At 60.2% G+C, this 17,711-nt stretch carries 19 protein-coding genes; all 19 read left to right on the top strand.

Annotated elements, in window-relative coordinates:
- Positions 1 to 126 precede the first annotated feature (126 nt).
- The 19 genes from HQL98_03805 to rpiB all read left to right on the top strand — a co-directional run bounded on the left by HQL98_03805 (position 127) and on the right by rpiB (position 17,702).
- Positions 127 to 516 carry a hypothetical protein gene (locus HQL98_03805; protein MBF0271190.1) on the top strand — a complete coding sequence of 130 codons (390 nt, stop codon included), beginning with the start codon at positions 127 to 129 and terminating at the stop codon, positions 514 to 516.
- Between the two features lie 231 nt (positions 517 to 747).
- Positions 748 to 1,731: a nitronate monooxygenase gene (locus tag HQL98_03800; GenBank protein ID MBF0271189.1), complete on the top strand. Its 984-nt coding sequence runs from the start codon at positions 748 to 750 to the stop codon at positions 1,729 to 1,731.
- 250 nt (positions 1,732 to 1,981) lie between these two features.
- On the top strand, positions 1,982 to 3,337 hold the full coding sequence (locus tag HQL98_03795) for a flagellar hook-length control protein FliK (GenBank protein ID MBF0271188.1): 1,356 nt from the start codon (positions 1,982 to 1,984) through the stop codon (positions 3,335 to 3,337).
- A 119-nt stretch (positions 3,338 to 3,456) separates the two neighbouring features.
- On the top strand, positions 3,457 to 4,116 hold the full coding sequence (locus tag HQL98_03790; GenBank protein MBF0271187.1) for a hypothetical protein: 660 nt from the start codon (positions 3,457 to 3,459) through the stop codon (positions 4,114 to 4,116).
- A gap of 56 nt (positions 4,117 to 4,172) precedes the next feature.
- Positions 4,173 to 5,624: a flagellar hook protein FlgE gene (locus HQL98_03785; protein MBF0271186.1), complete on the top strand. Its 1,452-nt coding sequence runs from the start codon at positions 4,173 to 4,175 to the stop codon at positions 5,622 to 5,624.
- Positions 5,625 to 5,731: 107 nt separating this feature from the next.
- A complete protein-coding gene (locus HQL98_03780; protein ID MBF0271185.1) occupies positions 5,732 to 6,313 on the top strand; it encodes a flagellar basal body-associated FliL family protein in 582 nt (193 codons plus the stop codon).
- A gap of 30 nt (positions 6,314 to 6,343) precedes the next feature.
- The gene (gene fliM / locus HQL98_03775; protein ID MBF0271184.1) at positions 6,344 to 7,339 is read left to right on the top strand and encodes a flagellar motor switch protein FliM; all 996 of its coding nucleotides are present in this window, start codon (positions 6,344 to 6,346) and stop codon (positions 7,337 to 7,339) included.
- 37 nt (positions 7,340 to 7,376) lie between these two features.
- Positions 7,377 to 7,745 (top strand): flagellar motor switch protein FliN, encoded by a 369-nt coding sequence (gene fliN / locus HQL98_03770; protein ID MBF0271183.1) that lies wholly within the window; start codon positions 7,377 to 7,379, stop codon positions 7,743 to 7,745.
- A complete protein-coding gene (locus tag HQL98_03765) occupies positions 7,742 to 8,125 on the top strand; it encodes a FliO/MopB family protein (protein ID MBF0271182.1) in 384 nt (127 codons plus the stop codon). Before fliN ends, HQL98_03765 begins: the two co-directional genes overlap by 4 nt.
- A 5-nt stretch (positions 8,126 to 8,130) precedes the next feature.
- Positions 8,131 to 8,907: a flagellar type III secretion system pore protein FliP gene (fliP, locus tag HQL98_03760; GenBank protein MBF0271181.1), complete on the top strand. Its 777-nt coding sequence runs from the start codon at positions 8,131 to 8,133 to the stop codon at positions 8,905 to 8,907.
- Between the two features lie 155 nt (positions 8,908 to 9,062).
- Positions 9,063 to 10,172, top strand: coding sequence for a chorismate mutase (pheA, locus tag HQL98_03755; GenBank protein MBF0271180.1), 1,110 nt, complete (start codon positions 9,063 to 9,065; stop codon positions 10,170 to 10,172).
- 32 nt (positions 10,173 to 10,204) lie between these two features.
- Positions 10,205 to 11,101 carry a prephenate dehydrogenase/arogenate dehydrogenase family protein gene (locus tag HQL98_03750; protein ID MBF0271179.1) on the top strand — a complete coding sequence of 299 codons (897 nt, stop codon included), beginning with the start codon at positions 10,205 to 10,207 and terminating at the stop codon, positions 11,099 to 11,101.
- Between the two features lie 210 nt (positions 11,102 to 11,311).
- Entirely contained in the window at positions 11,312 to 12,649 is a 1,338-nt protein-coding gene (gene aroA, locus HQL98_03745) for a 3-phosphoshikimate 1-carboxyvinyltransferase (GenBank protein ID MBF0271178.1), read from the top strand.
- A complete protein-coding gene (locus tag HQL98_03740; protein MBF0271177.1) occupies positions 12,649 to 13,341 on the top strand; it encodes a (d)CMP kinase in 693 nt (230 codons plus the stop codon). Before aroA ends, HQL98_03740 begins: the two co-directional genes overlap by 1 nt.
- Positions 13,342 to 13,498: 157 nt before the next feature.
- Positions 13,499 to 15,223, top strand: a complete 1,725-nt coding sequence (rpsA, locus tag HQL98_03735) for a 30S ribosomal protein S1 (protein MBF0271176.1) — start codon at positions 13,499 to 13,501, stop codon at positions 15,221 to 15,223.
- Between the two features lie 31 nt (positions 15,224 to 15,254).
- A complete protein-coding gene (locus HQL98_03730) occupies positions 15,255 to 15,530 on the top strand; it encodes an HU family DNA-binding protein (GenBank protein ID MBF0271175.1) in 276 nt (91 codons plus the stop codon).
- A gap of 93 nt (positions 15,531 to 15,623) precedes the next feature.
- On the top strand, positions 15,624 to 15,983 hold the full coding sequence (locus tag HQL98_03725; protein ID MBF0271174.1) for a LapA family protein: 360 nt from the start codon (positions 15,624 to 15,626) through the stop codon (positions 15,981 to 15,983).
- A 16-nt stretch (positions 15,984 to 15,999) separates the two neighbouring features.
- Entirely contained in the window at positions 16,000 to 17,190 is a 1,191-nt protein-coding gene (locus HQL98_03720) for a tetratricopeptide repeat protein (GenBank protein ID MBF0271173.1), read from the top strand.
- A 47-nt stretch (positions 17,191 to 17,237) separates the two neighbouring features.
- Positions 17,238 to 17,702: a ribose 5-phosphate isomerase B gene (gene rpiB, locus HQL98_03715; protein MBF0271172.1), complete on the top strand. Its 465-nt coding sequence runs from the start codon at positions 17,238 to 17,240 to the stop codon at positions 17,700 to 17,702.
- Positions 17,703 to 17,711: the final 9 nt, after the last annotated feature.

Raw genomic sequence — 17,711 nt, 5'->3', positions numbered from 1 at the left:
CGCGGGCCGCGATGGGACGAAGAGAGCGCGGTTATCGTTTTGTCCGGACTGCGCCCATGGGCGTTGTTCTCGTTTAAAATCATCTAGTAAAGACGGGCCATCGGGTCTGACAGGGAGAGTTGTACTATGAACAAATCGGTCGTTTCGGAACTGTTGCATGAGCCTGCCGTGGACAATAATGACACCCATCTCTGGATGGCCGTCATGGATCGGGCGGTGCGTGATCTCGTGGCCCTGGAGCGGTATCGTCAGGATCCGGCCGTGATGGAGGATCCGGTGTTTCGTTATGATTATCGCACCTTGCGGAAATGGTTTCACTCCTCCTCCATGGAGCCGGGTTCTTTCAACTGGATTTGTTCCCTGGTCAACATCGATCCCAAATGGGCCTTGAACCGCCTGGAAGAGCGTTTGAAAGTCTGCCTTGGACCGGCAAGCAAGAAACAAGCCGGCCAGTCGTGTCTGGACCTCCAGGATCCGGATGACATCGATCTCGCCGCCATCGCGGCCGCCGCCTGATTTCAAAGGGTTCAAGAGGCGCCCTTCCTTTGGAATCCGCAACCAAAGGGCAGCGGTGACTTTTTTCGATCCGAAGGATGGCAAGACGAAAAGACCGGGCCTTGGTGCCCGGTCTTTTCGTCTTGGGTACCCGGTCTTTATCCCCTCGTGCGACGGGGATTCCCGGTTCCGTATTCCGCCCCTCTTTAAAGTTTTCTTAACAGGCAGACCTTTTTGGAGAATATGAAGACTATGACCACTGAAACGGTTCCGGACTCCTGGCGACGGGGCATGGCGTTTCTCGGTGTGCAGCACGCCGTGATGGGGGGAGCCATGTCTTGGCTTTCCGAACGTCATTTGGTGGCGGCCATCTCGGAAGCCGGGGGATTTGGTGTGCTGGCCACGGGCAGCATGCCGGTGGAACTGGCCCGGGAGGAGGTGCGGGGGGTGCGCTCTCTGACCGATAAACCGTTCGGCATCAATCTGATTGTCATGAATCCGGCCTTGCCGGAGTTCGTGAACATGGTCATCGAAGAGAAGGTGAGCCATTGTGTGCTGGCCGGCGGGCTTCCGGGCCGTGAGACCGTCGATGCGTTGCGTGGCGCCGGGGTCAAGGTGATCCTGTTCGCTCCCTCCCTGGCTTTGGCCAAACGGCTGATCCAGCGGGGGGCCGACGCCCTGATCATCGAAGGTCACGAGGCGGGGGGGCATGTGGGACCGGTCTCCACGCTGGTGCTGGCCCAAGAGATTTTGCCGCACATCTCGGAGGTGCCGGTGTTCGTGGCCGGAGGGATCGCCGATGGGGCCACCACGGCGGCCATGGTGGCCCTGGGGGCCGCGGGGGTGCAGGTGGGCACCCGGTTCGTCTGCGCCACGGAGTGCGTGGCCCATGAAAAATTCAAGCAGCGTTTCATTCAGGCCCAGGCCCGGGACGCGGTGGTGACGGTGCAGTTTGATCCGGTGCTGCCGGTGATTCCGGTACGCGCCCTGTTCAACAAGGGAACCGAGCAGTTCAACCGCTTGCAGTTGGAGTTGGTGCAGGAGGTACGGGAAGGCCGCAAGGCCCGGGCCGAAGCCCAACTGGAGCTGGAACATTTCTGGGCCGGCGCCTTGCGTCGCGCCGCCATCGATGGCGATGTGGAACACGGTTCGGTGATGGCCGGGCAGAGCGTGGGCATGGTGCGTTCCATTCAGCCGGCGGCGGAGATCGTGCGGGAGTTGGTTGCGCGGTTGTGATGGGGGGGATGGTTTGACCTCCGGTTCGCCATTCGGCAGATCGGAAGCAGGGTGGGATTGCCGGGTCGGCAAAACCGGCGCTTCCGGTTCGGGCAGAAAATGCCCGGTGTGGAGGATCTTGCCTCCCGGTCCCGTTCAGGGGGACAGGGGATGGCGTCGGGGTTGAATTGTCAATATGGCATGATGTTTGAATGTAATGGAGTTGGATACCCGTCTTTTTTGTGCCAACTCCATCGTCGAGAGTCTTGCCATGACCTTGTTGAAGATGTCCATTCCCCAGGTGGAGATGCGTCCGCCCGCCAGTGCGGAGCGGACAACGGTCACCAGGTCCGCCGAGGAGGCGAGCGCCCGCCATTTCGAGAAGGCGTTGCAACGGGCCGAGGCCCGCAAGTCCGCTGCCGGACAGGACGAGAGCCAGACCGAATCGGCCCGCTCCCGTTCCGAGGTGGAAGAGTCTGAAAAAAATGCCGCAAACGTCAGTGAAGCCCGGGAAACCCGCGCATCCGGCGAGGCCCGGGAGGCGCGGGTTTCCCAGGAATCCCGGGAAGTCCGGGAAGCCCGGGAAGCCCGGGAAGCCCGGGATGTCGAGAGTGAATCCGAAGCCGCCGGGCAAACCACCGAATCCGCAGAGACCACGGCTTGCGCCGGGATGACCGGAGAAAAACCGTTGCAAGAGAGTGCCGGTTCTCCGGGGAAACCCCGTTCCAACCGGAAAAAAGGGGATGAAATGTGGCTGGCCTTGCCCCATGGCGCCTTGATCGTCCCTGTGGAGGGTCATGTGGCCGCCTTGTCCGGTACGCCCACCACGGAAGGAACCGCGTCTCCAGGTTCCGCCAATATACCGTCACTGCCGGGTCAGGGCGTGGCGCCGGGTCAACCCAATCCGACGGGACAAGCCCCCGCGTCTCCGGGTCCGTCTCCTGTCCACGAATTCGCCGTTCCTCCTTCCCCGGCCCAACGGCTCGCCGAAACCATGGGTGCCCGGGGCATGACCCGTCCCGAAGTCTCTCATCTGCAAGCCTTGACCTCCGGCGACGACAAGAACGATTTCGCTTTTGCCATGCGTCTGGTTTCCGATGGCAGTCCCACCGCCCCGGGCAAGCCGGGACTCACCTCCCAGACCCCTCTTTCGGCCAACTCTCCGACCTTTGCCGATGATCTGGCCGACGAAGTGGGGCGGTTGCGGGTCATCTCCCGTCCCGGCGGTGCGGAACAGGTGCGGATTTCCCTGCATCCCCGGGATCTGGGAGGGCTGGATATGCGGCTGGTGGTGGACGATGAGCGTCAGGTCCATTTGATGATCACCACCGAATCGGAAGCGACACGGGATATCCTGAACCGTCAAATGCCCCAGTTGCGGGAAGCGTTGGCCCGCCAGAATCTTGAAATGGGAGAGGTGATCGTCCATGTGGATGACGGCAGCGGTGGCGGAAACGCTCCGGAGTGGGGATTCCAGGGGGGCAATCCGGCGGATGACGAACGGCAGCAATCCCAGATTTGGTGGGGTGGACGGGGGAGTGATCGTGGAGAGTTGTCCATGGAATCCTTGCGTTCGCCGCCTGTCGCCAGCAGTGGAGGGGCCGCAGGTTTGAGTCTTTTTGCCTGATTGTCTGAAAAAGACGCAATTTTGGCGCGAAATGTGAATGAAACAGCTTCAGGGTCGATGATCGCCCCGGCGGGAACCGACCCTGACATGGGTTCCGACGACAGACGGGAGTATGGACGATGAGCAGCACGAGTGGAGTATATGGCAGCATTCCTACGGTGGATACCACCTCGACCAAGTACGCCCAGACCACTCAGGACGCCGATCAGTTGCGGGTTGATTTCCTGAAATTGTTGACCGCGCAATTGCAGTATCAAGACCCGATGAAACCGGTGGAAAACACCGAATTCACCAGTCAGATGGCCCAGTTCACCGGCTTGAACGAACAACAGAAAAGCAATCAACTGCTGGAACAACTGGTGAAGTCCCAGAATGTCGGTCAGATGAATCAGGCGGTCTCCTATATCGGCAAGGTGGCGGTGGTGGAAGGCAACAATATGACCATGGCCAGCGGGGAGGGGAAACTGCGTTTCGACATGCCCCAGACCGGAGCGGTCACCATCAACCTGTTGGATGAGACCGGTCAGGTGGTCAAGACCATTCCCGCGCAAACTTTTGACAGCGGATCCCAAAGTTATACGGTGCGGGATACGGCCATCCCGAATGGCAACTATCAATTTTCCGTCACCAGGCAGGATTCGGAGGGGAACTCTGTAGCGGTTTCCACCCTGGAGTCCGGTGTGGTGAAGGCGGTGATCAACGATACCTCTGGAGTCATCCTGGAAATGAACGGGCGGCGGGTGAATCTGGCCGACGTGCGCCAGGTTGAACAGGGATAGCATTCATAGTCCAATTTTAAGAGACCTCGCGGGTCCATTGTCCACGGAGAGCTGTTATGTCCATCATGCAAGCGATGTATTCCGGTTCGAGCGCCTTGATCAACTTCGGCGAAGCCATGACCGTGATCGGTAACAACTTGGCCAACGCCAATACCACGGCCTTCAAGGCGAGTACCTCCTCGTTCGAGGATGTGCTGGTCCAGTCTGTGGGGAGTACCGGATCCGGTGCCCAGAAACAGGTGGGTACCGGTGTGGGTTTGGCCGACATCACCCAAAACATGTCTCAGGGTGCGTTTCTTTCCACCGCCAGCGTGACGGATCTCTCCATCGACGGCAAGGGGTTTTTCATGGTGAAGGATCCGGCTTTGAGCACGAAGCTGGATGTGTCGGGACGTCCCATGGACACCTTCTATACCCGGGCGGGTTCCTTCCGCAAGGACATCAAGGGTGACTTGGTGAACTCCAGCGGTTTGGTGATCCAGGGGTGGGAGCTGGATGTGGATGGCAACCAGAAGGCGGGGGGGTTGACCGCCATCAACATCTCCACGGCCAACAACGCCGATCCCATGCCCACCAGCAAGGCGGTGGTGGGGGTCAATCTGGACTCCAATACTGTGGCCAAAAGCGCGGATCTGCCCTACAGCGCCACCGATCCCGCCAGCTATGATTTTTCCACCTCGATCCGGGTCTACGACTCCCGTGGCAAGGGTCACAACGTGGAGATCCAGTTCCGCAAGCTCAACACCACGGATGACAATACCTGGGAGTGGCACGCGGTTACCGATGAGGCGGGCACTGGCGATCTGAAGGCCGTGGACCTGACCGCCGCCAACGTCAAGGCCACCCCGACCGGGGCCACCTACACGGCGGGTCAATTGAAGTTCAACGCCATGGGAAAACTCGAAAGCGAAGGTTCCACCCCGTTGCTGTTTAATTTCAGCGGTGCCGAACCCCAGGAGATTCTGTTTGATTTCGGTGATGCCATCGGCACCAAGGCCGACTCCACCAATGACTTTTCCAAAAAGACCCTGGATGTGCTCTTCGGCGCGGGAACCGTGGCGGATGACACGGACAATACCGGTGGCGAGGGCAGCATTCAGGTCTCCAGCGGTTTCGCCACCCTGCGTCTCAGCCAGGATGGTTTCCCCTCTGGCTTCCTGGACAAGTTGGCGGTCAATCAGGATGGCATTCTCAGTGGATATTACACCAACGGACAGACCAAGCAGCTTTTCCAGGTCGCGCTGGTGGACTTCAACGACGAACTGGCCCTGGAGCAGACGGGTTCCAATCTTTACAAAGAGACCATCAATTCCGGTCTGCCCCGGGTGGGTACGGCCCAGAGCGGACGGTTGGGGAGCATCCTTTCCAACTCCCTGGAGCAGTCCAACGTGGACATGTCCGCCGAGTTTGTGCGCATGATCACCACGCAGCGCGGATTCCAGGCCAACTCCCGCATCGTTTCGGTCACGGACGGCATGCTGGAGGAGTTGATCTCCCTCAAGCGGTAATGCCGGTTTTTTTGCCCCGCGGGGAAAAAGGCTTTGTGCATGGCGCTGCGGTTTGTTAACTTGACACCGATCCCAACACAATCGGTACGAAATAAAGGAAGGGTCTCATGGCAGACGATGCGGAGCAGGAGTCGGGAGGTGGCAAAGGGGGATTGATGAAAATCATTTTCCCGGTGGTTGCCTTGTTGTTGGGAGTGGGTGGGGGTTATTTTCTCGGTTCGTCCATGGGTGGCAAGCAGGCCGCCGAGGCGGAGAAACTGGAACCCACGCCGGAGCAGAAATCCAGAAAACCCGAAGAGATGGTCGGGGTGATGTTCAAGCTGGACCCGTTCGTGGTCAACTTGAACGAGCCCAAGGGCAACCGTTATCTCAAGACCACCATCCAGTTGGAAATGGATGACGGCGGCAAAAAAGGCGAACCCGCCGGCAAGGGCGGCGAGAAGAAAGAAGAACACGGCAAAGAGGGAGCCTCTTCCGCCAGCAAGTCGCCCCTGGAACAGGAACTGGAACGGCGCAAGCCCCAGTTGCAGGATGTGATCCTGGCGCTTCTGACCTCGAAATCCTCCAGGGAGTTGCAGGCCCTGGAAGGGAAGTTCCGGCTGCGGGAGGAACTTTTGGCCAGGATCAATGCGCTCCTGGTGAATGGTTCCATCACCCGGGTCTACTTTACGGAATTTGTCATTCAATAATCGGGCGGTTGATTCTCGATCGGAAATACGATGACTCAAATCCTTTCCTCGGAAGAGATTGACGCCCTGATGGCGGGGCTGGACGAAGGCTCTATCAACCTCGACGGTGGCGAGGAGAGCGCCAAGTCCGAAAAAGAAGAAAAAAAGGTCACCTCCTTTTTCTTTGGGCAAAAGACGGCCATTCGGGTCGGCGCTTTGCCCGGATTGGATCTGATCAATGAACATCTGGCCTCGCAACTCTCCTTCAAGCTCACCCAGAAGGTGGGACGGGAGGTCCATGTGCAGCCCAAATCCACGACCAACCAGATTTTCGGTCGTTTTCTGCACGGTCTGGATCCGCCGATCTTCATCAACATTCTGCGGGTCGAACCCTCCCAGTCCATGAGCCTGCTGGCCATCGACGGGGAGGTGGTCTACCATATTCTCGAAGGCTTTTTTGGCGGATCCGGGGATTCGGAACGACCGTTCCGCAACTTCTCGCCCTTCGAGATGAAGGTCATCGACCGCATCATGGATGTGACCCGGGAGCAGATCGAACTCTCCTGGAAAAAACTCGACAACTCGTTCAAGCTGGTCCTGACCCGCTGGGAGAATCAACCCCAGTTTGCGGCGGTGATGCCTCTGGACGAGACCGTGTTTCTCATCTCCTTCGCGGTGGAGGTGGGGGATTCCGAAGGGACGTTGACCATCTGTTATCCTTCGGTAATCCTGGAACTGTTCAAGCAACAATTGAAAGTGGGTTTCCAGCAGAAGGATCTGGTGGAAGGCTCCACGGCCTGGATCGAAACCCTGTTCCATCAGTTGGGTCTGGTGCCGCTGGAACTCTCCCCGGTGGTCTCCCGGGAACGCATGTCGGTGCGGGAGATGTTGAATCTGCAGGTGGGGGACGTGCTGCCCTTGACCCATGACCTCTCGGAAGAGATGGACGTGGAAGTGGAGGGACAGGCCAAGTACAAGGGGCTGGCTGGGATCGTGGATGGCAAGCGGGCGATCCGCATCACCCAGAAGCTCCCGCTCGACAAGTAACACGCACAAACGGTTAATGATTGGAAACGAGGATACTATGGACGATTCGGGTGCGTTGTTGGATCCCAATATTCTCAGGGAATTGGAAATGGGAGGAGACAAACCGAGCAGCAGCATGGGAGCCTTGGGCGCGGATGGCATGCCCAAAAACATGGAACTCCTCATGGATGTGCCCCTGGAGGTTTCGGTACGCCTCGGACAGGTGAAAATGCAGATTCGTGACCTCCTGAAACTCAACAAGGGCGCCTTGATCGAGTTGGGCAAGGAGGCGGATGATCCGCTGGAAATCCATGTCAACAACCGCCTGCTGGCCTATGGCGAGGTGGTGATGATCAAGGATAAACTGGGCATCCGCATCACCGATATCGTCTCCCTGGCCGAACGGTTGGAGAATCTGCGCCGATGAGGCCGATGATGGGGCATGCTTTCTGGCAGGGAACCCTCCTGGCCGGAGTCGGATGGCTGATGCTCGGGGTTTCCACGGTGTGGGCCTCGACGGGGGCCGACTCTGTGGATTACGCCGGGGAGGCGGCCCGTGTGGCCGGGTATTTGTTGCTGCTCATGGCCCTCGGGGCGGTTGCGGTGCGTGTCAGCCAGAAATATTCCCCCCGTCTGGGCGGGGGTGGCCCGATTCGCATCGAGGATGGTCGCAACTTTTCGCCGGGGGTGGGTGTCCGTCTGGTGCGGGTGGGATCCCGTGCTTGGCTGCTGGGGGTCTCCCGGGATCGGGTCACGCTCCTGGCCGAAATGGCCCCGGAGGATCTCCCCCCCTTGAAGGATCCTTAAGGGTTATGAAGGCACGCGCCACGATTTTGATTGTGTTGTCGGTTCTGGCCGCCACCTGCTGGCTGGTCTGGCCCCAGTTGGTGGAAGCGGGCACCGTGGCCTTGCCCGGCGTAAAGCTTTCCACCGGGGACGCCGCCGGTCGGGCGGATCCGGAACAGGTAGGGGTCGGACTCCAGATCCTGGGGTTCATGACCCTGTTTTCCCTGGCTCCGGCCCTGTTGATCATGGTGACCTCCTTTACCCGGGTGATCGTGGTCATGTCGTTTGTCCGTCAGGCCATGGGCCTTCAGGGACAACCCCCCAATCAGGTGCTGGTCTCTTTGGCCCTGTTCATCACCTTTTTTGTCATGGGACCGGTATTCGACCGGGTTAACCAGGACTCCATCCAGCCTTATCTGTCCAAATCCATCGGCGAGGAGCAGGCTTTGGAACGGGCGGTCGCTCCGGTCCGGGCCTTCATGCTGCGTCAGACCCGCTCCAAGGATCTGGAACTCTTCATGCGTCTGGCGGGCATCAAACAGGCCCCCAGTCCAGCCGAAACCCCTCTGCGTCTGATCGTTCCCGCCTTCATGATCTCGGAACTCAAAACCGCGTTCCAGATCGGCTTTATGATCTATCTGCCTTTTTTGGTCATCGACATGGTGGTGGCCAGCGTGGTCATGTCCATGGGTATGATGATGCTGCCGCCTTTGGTGATCTCCATGCCGGTCAAGCTGATTCTGTTTGTCCTGGTGGATGGCTGGGCTTTGGTGGTGGGTTCCCTGGTGCAATCCTTCAAATAGGCGTTGCCGCTCCGTCGTGCCGGGATCTCTGGTGTCTGCTGCGATCCCCGTGTAGAATGCGGCGGAAGCGATCATGATCCGGTGCGCGCCCTGGGTCGGCGTGACTTGCGGTGCGTGCTTCGGGTGTCCACTCCTGCGTCGAATGCGATTGATCCATGGCGACCGTCGAACCCCCACATTCGGAAGAATTGACCCTGCAAGGCCTGAGACAGGCCATCGACGCCATCGACGATCACATCCATGACCTGCTCATGGCGCGGGTCGAACGGGTGATGGAGGTGGGGCGACTCAAGGGCAAGGGAAGCGCTTCCGATCTGTCGTTTTATCGTCCGGAACGGGAGGCCTCGATCCATCGCCGTCTGGAGGCCCGTCATCGGGGACCGTTGCCCAAGGCCGCCTTGCATCGGATCTATCGGGAGATCATTTCCGCCTCCCTGAGTCTGGAAAAACGGCTGTCGGTGGTCTATCTCGGTTCCGAACACGCCTTTACCCATCTGGCGGCTCTCAAGCAGTTCGGTTCTTCGTGTCATCTCGCCTCCGCCGCCTCCATCGACGCCTTGTTCCACGAGGTGGAGGTGAGCCGGGCGGATTTTGGCGTGGCCCCGGTGGAAAATTCCAACGACGGCATGATCACCCACACCCTGGACCGGTTCGTGGACTCGCCTTTGTCGATTCGCGGCGAGATTTATCTGGAGGTCTCCTACGCGTTGCTGTCCAGCGTGGGCGCCATCGACGGGGTGCGGGTGCTGGTGGGCACCCGTTTGGGATTGTCCCGCTGTCGGGCCTGGATCGAACGGTCGTTGCCCGGTGTGGCGACCCGTATGGTCGAAAGCATGGCCGAGGCGGTCCGCATGGCCCGGGAAGAGACCGGAGCCGCGTTCATCGCTCCCAGCCCGCTGGCGGATCTGGAGGGGTTTGAACTGTTGGCCGGGCATATCGAGGATCGGGCCGAAGAGACCCGTTTTCTGGTGATCGGTCGTGGCGAGCCGAGCCGTTCGGGCCGGGACAAGACCAGTGTGATGTTCGCGTTGCGGGATCAGCCGGGCTTTTTGCATCAGGTTTTGGGGATTTTCGCCCGGCGTCAGATCAATCTGAGTCGGATCGAATCCCGTCCTTCCCGCAAGCAGGCCTGGGAATATCTGTTTTTCCTGGATCTGGCCGGGCACATGAGCGATCCTCCGGTGGCCGGGGCGCTGGAAGAGTTGATGGCTCTGGCCGGGGTGACGGTACGGATTCTCGGTTCCTATCCCGTGCGCGCCTTGTGATCCTTTCGACAACCGTGAAAGATTGTGCCAAGATGTCTTTTTTTATTAAGCGTTTGACGATTATCGGAGTCGGCCTGATCGGCGGCTCTTTGGCCCGTGCGCTCAAGGCCAGGCAGATGGTGGGGGAGGTGGTGGGGGTGAACCGTACCCGCGACTCCCTGGCCAAAGCCTTGGAACTGGGGGTGATCGACCGTTGGACCACTTCGGCTTCCGAGGGGGTGCGGGGTGCGGAGTTGGTGCTGGTGGCGACGCCGGTGTTGACCATTCCCCGCATTGTCGAGGATTTCGCCCAGGCGTTGGATTCTGGCTGTGTGGTGACCGACGCGGGAAGCGTCAAGGGAACCGTGGTCGGTCCTTGCGAGGCGTTGATGCCGGAGGGGGTTCATTTTGTCGGGGGGCATCCCATTGCCGGCACCGAGCATTCCGGGGTGGAGGCCTCTTTCGCCACTCTCTACCAGGGAAGCCGGACCATTTTGACCCCCACGGCCACAACCGATCCCGGAGCCTTGGCGTTGGTGCGGCGGATGTGGGAGGCGGTGGGGTCTCATGTCGAAATCATGGATGTGGTCACCCATGACCGGGTATTGGGGGCGACCAGTCATTTGCCCCATCTGATCGCTTACAATGTGGTCAATACCCTGTCCGATCTGGAGGACGACATCCGTGCCGAGGTGTTCCGGTATGCCGCCGGGGGATTTCGTGATTTCACCCGTATCGCCTCGTCGGATCCGGCCATGTGGCGGGATATTTGTCTGTCCAATCGCGAGTCGATCCTGGACATCCTGACCCGCTTCCGGGATGCTTTGGAGGTCTTGACCCAACGGGTGCGGGATGGGGATCGGGATGGGCTGTATGGAACCTTCGCCCGTTCCAAGCGCACCCGCGACGGCATTCTCCAGGCCCACAAGAAGAAAGTGGAATCGGAATAGGCGAAATCCGTCCTTCCATCATTGAAAAAAAAGAGAGGGTCTGGGAGATTCATCTCCCAGGATTTTGATCTTTGTTGTTCTGAAAAAAACATCATGAAAAATTATTTTTTTAAAATTCAAAAACCTTAAAGTCAAAACCCTGGGGGAAGAATCCCCCAGACCCTCTCTTTTCTTTTAATCGTTTCAAACCTTTTCGAGTCGCTTGCGGTGATGCCAGTGGAATCCAGGTTGATCGCCCACCCCTGTGGGCCGTTGCGTGGGGAGATCGAGCTTCCCGGAGACAAATCCATCTCCCATCGGGCGGTGATTTTCGGCGCCCTGGCGGACGGGGTGAGTGTCATTCACCATCTGCTCGAAGGCGAGGATGTCTTGCGCACCGTGGCCGCCTTCCGGGCCATGGGGGTGCCGATCCATCGTGACGAAGCGGGAGCTTGGTGCATTCAGGGGGTGGGAATCGACGGTCTGAGCGAACCCATGGACATTCTGGACATGGGCAACTCCGGTACCGGCATTCGTCTGCTGGCGGGACTTTTGGCGGGTCAGCCCTTCTTTTCCGTGCTGACCGGGGACGAAAGCCTGCGGAGCCGTCCCATGAGACGGGTGGCCGTGCCCCTGGCTCGCATGGGAGCTCGTCTGCTGGGTCGGGACAACAGCCGTTTCGCGCCGTTGGCGATCCAGGGCACGGAATTGATCGGCATCGATTATATCAGTCCGGTGGCGTCGGCCCAGGTGAAAACCGCGCTGCTGCTGGCGGGTCTGACCGCCGCGGGGCGCACCTCCGTGACCGAGCCGGCCCTGTCCCGCGATCACACCGAACGCATGCTCTCCGCTTTCGGCGTGGAGGTGGAACAAAATGGCCTGACCGTGGCGGTTCAGGGGCGTCCGCGTCTGCGGGGATTGGAACTGACGGTGCCGGGTGACATCTCCAGCGCCGCGTTTCCCATGGTGGCGGCCCTGCTGGTGCCCGGCTCGGAGGTGACTTTGACCGGAGTCGGGATCAATCCCAGCCGTACCGGGTTGCTGGATCTGTTGCTGGAGATGGGAGCCGACATCACCCTTTTCAACTCCCGCGCCGCCGGGGGAGAGCCGGTGGCGGATCTGCGGGTGCGTCACTCTCGGTTGAAGGGGATCCAGGTTCCCCCCGAGGTGGTGCCGAGGGCCATCGATGAGTTTCCGGTCTTCGCCTTGGCCGCGGCCTGCGCCGAAGGAGAGACGGTGGTGACCGGAGCCGAGGAGTTGCGGGTCAAAGAGAGCGACCGGATTCGCGCCATCGCCCTGGGATTGGGGAGTCAGGGGGCCTGGATCGAGGAGTTGCCGGATGGCCTGCGCATTCAGGGGCGTTCCGAGGGGCTGGATGGTGGTGGAATCGCCGAGGCTTTCGGGGATCACCGGGTGGCCATGACCCTGATGGTCGCCGGACTGGCGGCCCGCAATCCCGTGACCGTGAGCGGACGGGCCAATGTGGAGACCTCGTTTCCGGGTTTCGCCGAAACCATGATCGGACTGGGCGGACGGATCGAACGTTGGACCGGGGAGCGCGCATCATGATGTCCGAGACGCCCAAGGGGGAACGGGTGGTGGTGGCGGTGGATGGTCCGGCGGGAGCGGGCAAGGGGGCGGTGTGTCGTGCGGCGGCATTTCATTTCGGGTTGGCCTATCTGGAAACCGGGGCGTTGTATCGGGCCGTGGGACTGATCTCCGCCCGGGGGGGGCTGTCGGATCCGGCGGAGTTGGCGCGGGCGGCGGCGGCGATGCCCTTCGCCTATCGCCCTTTGGGAGAAGGACGGCACGGGGCTTTTTTGGGGGAGGAGGATGTCTCGCTGGCCCTGCGTGACGAAGCGGTGGGACAGGCGGCCTCCCGTGTGGCGGCTTTGCCCGAGGTGCGCCAAGCGTTGTTGGGCTTTCAGCGTCGTTACGGCGCGGGGTTGAATCTGATCCTGGATGGCCGGGATGTGGGCAGTGTGGTCTGGCCGGACGCGGATTTGAAAATTTTTCTGACCGCTTCTCTCGAAGAACGGGCGCGACGCAGGGCTTTGGAGTTGCAAGCGCGGGGAGAAGCTGTTAATTTGGCTGAATTGATCGCCAGCATGGCGGAGCGGGATGCCCGCGACGCCGGCCGCGCCCACGCTCCCATGGAACCGGCTTTTGGAGCGGTGGTGGTGGATACCACCGCCATGACCATGGAAGAGAGCTGCGCAGCGGTGATCGCCAGAATCGCCCCGGTGCTGCGCCGCTCCTGATCCGGACCGGCAAGGCATCGACAACTAATGAAAATAAACCGAAAATGAATCATCGGAACCGGCGTGTTCCGATGTCATGAGAAACCTGTCGGAGGGGTCCGACGGGTTGCCCCTGGGGAAGTGATCCCCACAACATTCAACCGAAGGTGCTGGTCCCGTGGCTTCTGAATCATTGAATCTCGACTTTGAATTTGAAGATGAAGATTTTGGCGCGTTGTTGGAAGAGTCGTTCGGCAAGGGGGTGGGAAAGGAAGGGCAGGTTATCACCGGCACCATCATCCAGCGCGAGGGTGAGGAGTTTGTCATCGATGTGGGCCTGAAGTCGGAAGGCCGGCTCAACGTCAAGGAGTTCTTGAACGCCGATGGCACCTTGACCCTGGTTGTGGGCGACAAGGTGGACGTGTTTGTGGAGCGCTGCGAAGACCAGAATGGTCAAGCGGTGCTGTCGCGCGAGAAAGCCAAACGGGAAGAGGCCTGGATCTCTCTGGAGAAGGCCTTCAACGAAAGCGCCGTGGTGCGTGGTCGCATCATGGGCAAGGTCAAGGGCGGTTATACCGTGGACATCAACACCCTGGCGGCCTTCCTCCCTGGTTCCCAGGTGGATGTGCGTCCGGTCCACGACATTTCCCGCCTGCAAGACGAAGAGCAGCCCTTCGAGATCTTGAAAATGGATCGTCGTCGGGGCAACATCGTGGTCTCCCGTCGCTCGGTGATCGAAAAGCAGCGCGAGAGTGCCCGTACCGCCCTGTTGGAGACCCTGCACGAAGGAATGATCCTGGATGGCGTGGTCAAGAACATCACCGACTACGGCGCCTTCGTGGACCTGGGTGGACTCGACGGTCTGTTGCACATCACCGACATGTCCTGGAAGCGGGTCAAGCACCCCTCCAGCGTGGTCACGGTGGGCGACACCGTGGGCGTGCAGGTGATCAAGTTCAACTCGGAAACTCAGCGTATCTCGTTGGGTATCAAGCAGTTGCAGACCGATCCGTGGGAAGGGATCGGGGCCAAGTATCCGGCTGGCGCCCGTTTCCGCGGTGTGGTGACCAACATCACCGACTACGGCGCCTTCGTGGAACTGGAAGCGGGTGTCGAAGGTCTGGCCCATGTTTCCGAACTGGCCTGGACCAAAAAGAATCTCCATCCTTCCAAGGTGCTGAATGTGGGCCAGGAAGTGGAGGTGATGGTGCTGGATGTGGATGCCGAGCGTCGCCGTATCTCTCTCGGTGTCAAGCAGTGCCTGGAAAACCCGTGGCAGACCTTTGCCGAGAAGTATCCGGTGGGTACCACGGTGCGGGGCGAGATCAAGAACATCACCGAATTCGGTTTGTTCGTCGGTCTGGATGGGGACATTGATGGTCTGGTCCATCTGTCGGACGTGACCTGGGATCCCAATCCTCCGGAAGATCTGCTCAAGAGCTATCAGCGCGGCCAGGAGGTCGAGGCGGTGGTGTTGTCCCTCGATCCCGAAAAAGAGCGCATCTCCCTGGGCCTCAAGCAGGCCACCCCGGATGCCTGGACCCAGTGGGCCGACGCCCATGGCAAGGGTGACTCGGTGAATGGCGTGATCAAAGAGGTGAGTCAGGCCGGTGTGGTGATTCAACTGGGAGACGAAATCGAAGGGTTCTTGCGCAAGTCCGAGTATTCCCGGGATGATCGGGACGGGGCCGACTTCAAGGTGGGTGGCGAAGTGACCTCTCAGGTGATCCAGGTGGATCGTCAAAAACGCAAGGTCATGCTCTCCATCAAATCCATGGAGATCAGTCAGGAACGGCAGAGCCTCAAAGAGTACGCTGCCGATCCGGGCAGTGCCACGAGCAGTCTGGGCGAGCTGTTGAGTCAGGCCCTGGAAAGACAGGCCGGTGACCTGGGGAAACGGTAATGTTGCCCCGCGCTTCGATACGAGGTGTCCCATGACCAAGTCGTCGCTGATCAGTGCCATTGCGGTGAAGATGGAGCTTTCGCGCAAGGAAGCGGAAGTGGCGGTCAACACGGTGTTTGAAACCATCAGCGCCTCGCTGGATCGCAATGATCGGGTGGAACTCCGGGGATTCGGCAGCTTCGGCGTCAAACAGCGCCGTTCGCGGGATGGCCGCAATCCCAAGACCGGGGATCACGTCCTGGTGGATGCGAAGCGGGTTTTGTTTTTTAAGGCGGGGAAAGAACTCCGCAAACGGGTGGATGTGTGATGAAACTAGGCGCGGGTCACAAGGAATCGGTTGGCCGGAACGTGGACCGATTCCCCTTGGACCCGCGCCGTTTCATGCCTGTCGGATCGATGGATGACGGGAAGAACGATGGTCGGGGAGAGCGTGGATGGGTGTTGTGATGGCGGACCGGGCATGCACGGCTGGTTCCGTCTGATCGCCGCATCGATCCTCGGGATCGCGGCTTTTGTTTTTGCCCTCGGCAATCCGGATGAGGTGTCGGTGCATCTTCCCGGTGGGTGGACCCTGGCCGAGGTGCCACTGTTCGTGTTGGTTTTTGTACCCTTGTTTTTTGGTTTCATTCTCGGGGCGTATACCGGGTGGGCGGGCGGTCGGCGACAGAATCGGAGCATGGACCATTTGCGCGATCAGAACCGGGCCTTGGAACGAGAGTTGATCAATCTGCGTAATCTCCCCTTGACCAACGATTTGTGATGACAGGATCTTCCTGATGGATTTTCCTCATCTCGCGGGTTGGGCGGCCTTGGCGGTCACCCTGGGGGCGATCGTCTTTGGCGCGGGTCGCCGTTTGGGTCGGGAGGAGGAGACCCAGGGCAGACGCCGGGGCGAACTCGGGGAAGAGTCCGCGTTTTATCTGCGTGGCCTGAATTTCCTGTTGGCGGACGAACCGGACAAGGCCATCGAGGAATTTATCAAGTTTGTCCGGATCAACTCCGAGACCGTTGAAATTCATCTGTCTTTGGGCAAGCTGTTCCGGGCCCGGGGCGAAGTGGGCAGAGCGATCCGCATTCATCAGACCCTCATTGCCCGGCCCAATTTGTCGCAAGACCATCGCATCGCCGCTTTGCACGCCCTGGCCGAGGATTTTCGTCAGGGGGGCTTTGTGGATCGGGCCATGGACGCCTATCGGCAGGTGCTCAACGTCGATCCGGACCATCGGGCCGCCTTGGCGGGTTTGCAGGCGATGCACGAAAGCGAAGGGCGCTGGGACATGGCCCTGGAGATGCTGAAACGATTGGAGGCGGTGACCGGTACCCCGGATCCCCGTCGCGAAGCCCACATCCATGTGCGCATGGGACTGGAGGCGCAACGTCCACCCTCCGCCGGAGTGGGGGACGAAGGGGCCATGGTCCACTTCCGCGAGGCGATCCGGGTTTTTCCCGGTTGCGTGGAGGCCCGCCGGTTGTTGGGGGAGTCTTTGTTGGCCCTGGGCCGGACCCGGGAGGCCATCGAAACCTTCGAGGCGTTGAAGAGTACCCGTCCGAGCCATTTTTTCATGCTGACGGACGCCTTGCGTCGCGCCCATGAACGGGCCGGGGACGAGGAGGGGTTCTTTCGCGGCATGAGCGGTTCCCTGGCGGCTTTGGCCTCCTCCCCCCGGTTGGTGATCCAGTGGGCCGCGCTGCTGGAACAACGGGGACAATGGGATGATGCGGTGGCGGTGTTGCGTTCCGGGATGGCCAATCATCCCCGCTCCCTGGCCATCGTTTCTCCTTTGATTCAGTTGCTGGCCCGGCGGGAACGGTGGCAGGAGGCGTTGGAAATCGCCCGGCGTCGCATGGATGATTTGCTCTCCGTGCAACCGGCGTTTCAGTGTTCCCGGTGCGGCTTCAAGTCGCAGGATATCTACTGGAAATGTCCCCAGTGTCACCAGTGGGACACCATGGAACCCTTATTGTGACCCCTTCGGGGGGCGGGCCGGTGGGTGGGCCTGAAAAGAGAGTGAGCATGCGTGTATTCATGGCCGCGGATCACGGCGCGTTGGAACTGAAAAACGATCTGGTGATCTGGATCCGGGATCGGCATGGGCTGGAGGTGGTGGATTTCGGTGTGCATTCCTCCGTGTCGGTGGACTATCCGGATCTGGCCGCGCAATTGTGTCGGGGCTTGTTGGCCGGGGATCCGCAAGACCGGGGCATTTTGTTGTGCGGCACCGGACTGGGTATGAGCATCGCGGCCAACCGTTGGCCCGGAGTGCGGGCCGCCTTGTGTCACGACGCCTATACCGCCCGCATGTCCCGTCTGCACAACGATGCCAATGTGCTGGTATTGGGGGGACGGGTCACCGGATTGGGCGTGGCCCGGGATCTGGTGGATGTGTGGCTGGAGGAGTCTTTCGAGGGGGGGCGTCACCAGCGGCGTCTGGAAAAGATGGAAACGCTCCCGCAGGGGCAAGATGGCGGGAACTCCTGATTATTTCTT

The organism is Magnetococcales bacterium (genome assembly GCA_015231755.1).
Classification (GTDB): Bacteria; Pseudomonadota; Magnetococcia; order Magnetococcales; family Magnetaquicoccaceae; genus Magnetaquiglobus.
This window is presented reverse-complemented; position numbering and strand designations above follow the sequence as displayed.

Bases quoted from the DNA above. Each gene is read 5' to 3' on its own strand.
- HQL98_03730 (MBF0271175.1), top strand. From the start codon at position 15,255: ATGACCAAGTCGTCGCTGATCAGTGCCATTGCGGTGAAGATGGAGCTT.
- aroA (MBF0271178.1), top strand. From the start codon at position 11,312: ATGCCAGTGGAATCCAGGTTGATCGCCCACCCCTGTGGGCCGTTGCGT.
- HQL98_03790 (MBF0271187.1), top strand. From the start codon at position 3,457: ATGAGCAGCACGAGTGGAGTATATGGCAGCATTCCTACGGTGGATACC.
- HQL98_03780 (MBF0271185.1), top strand. From the start codon at position 5,732: ATGGCAGACGATGCGGAGCAGGAGTCGGGAGGTGGCAAAGGGGGATTG.
- HQL98_03740 (MBF0271177.1), top strand. From the start codon at position 12,649: ATGTCCGAGACGCCCAAGGGGGAACGGGTGGTGGTGGCGGTGGATGGT.
- HQL98_03800 (MBF0271189.1), top strand. From the start codon at position 748: ATGACCACTGAAACGGTTCCGGACTCCTGGCGACGGGGCATGGCGTTT.
- HQL98_03725 (MBF0271174.1), top strand. From the start codon at position 15,624: ATGACGGGAAGAACGATGGTCGGGGAGAGCGTGGATGGGTGTTGTGAT.
- HQL98_03765 (MBF0271182.1), top strand. From the start codon at position 7,742: ATGAGGCCGATGATGGGGCATGCTTTCTGGCAGGGAACCCTCCTGGCC.
- HQL98_03805 (MBF0271190.1), top strand. From the start codon at position 127: ATGAACAAATCGGTCGTTTCGGAACTGTTGCATGAGCCTGCCGTGGAC.
- HQL98_03750 (MBF0271179.1), top strand. From the start codon at position 10,205: ATGTCTTTTTTTATTAAGCGTTTGACGATTATCGGAGTCGGCCTGATC.
- HQL98_03785 (MBF0271186.1), top strand. From the start codon at position 4,173: ATGTCCATCATGCAAGCGATGTATTCCGGTTCGAGCGCCTTGATCAAC.
- fliP (MBF0271181.1), top strand. From the start codon at position 8,131: ATGAAGGCACGCGCCACGATTTTGATTGTGTTGTCGGTTCTGGCCGCC.
- pheA (MBF0271180.1), top strand. From the start codon at position 9,063: ATGGCGACCGTCGAACCCCCACATTCGGAAGAATTGACCCTGCAAGGC.
- fliN (MBF0271183.1), top strand. From the start codon at position 7,377: ATGGACGATTCGGGTGCGTTGTTGGATCCCAATATTCTCAGGGAATTG.
- HQL98_03795 (MBF0271188.1), top strand. From the start codon at position 1,982: ATGACCTTGTTGAAGATGTCCATTCCCCAGGTGGAGATGCGTCCGCCC.
- rpiB (MBF0271172.1), top strand. From the start codon at position 17,238: ATGCGTGTATTCATGGCCGCGGATCACGGCGCGTTGGAACTGAAAAAC.
- HQL98_03720 (MBF0271173.1), top strand. From the start codon at position 16,000: ATGGATTTTCCTCATCTCGCGGGTTGGGCGGCCTTGGCGGTCACCCTG.
- fliM (MBF0271184.1), top strand. From the start codon at position 6,344: ATGACTCAAATCCTTTCCTCGGAAGAGATTGACGCCCTGATGGCGGGG.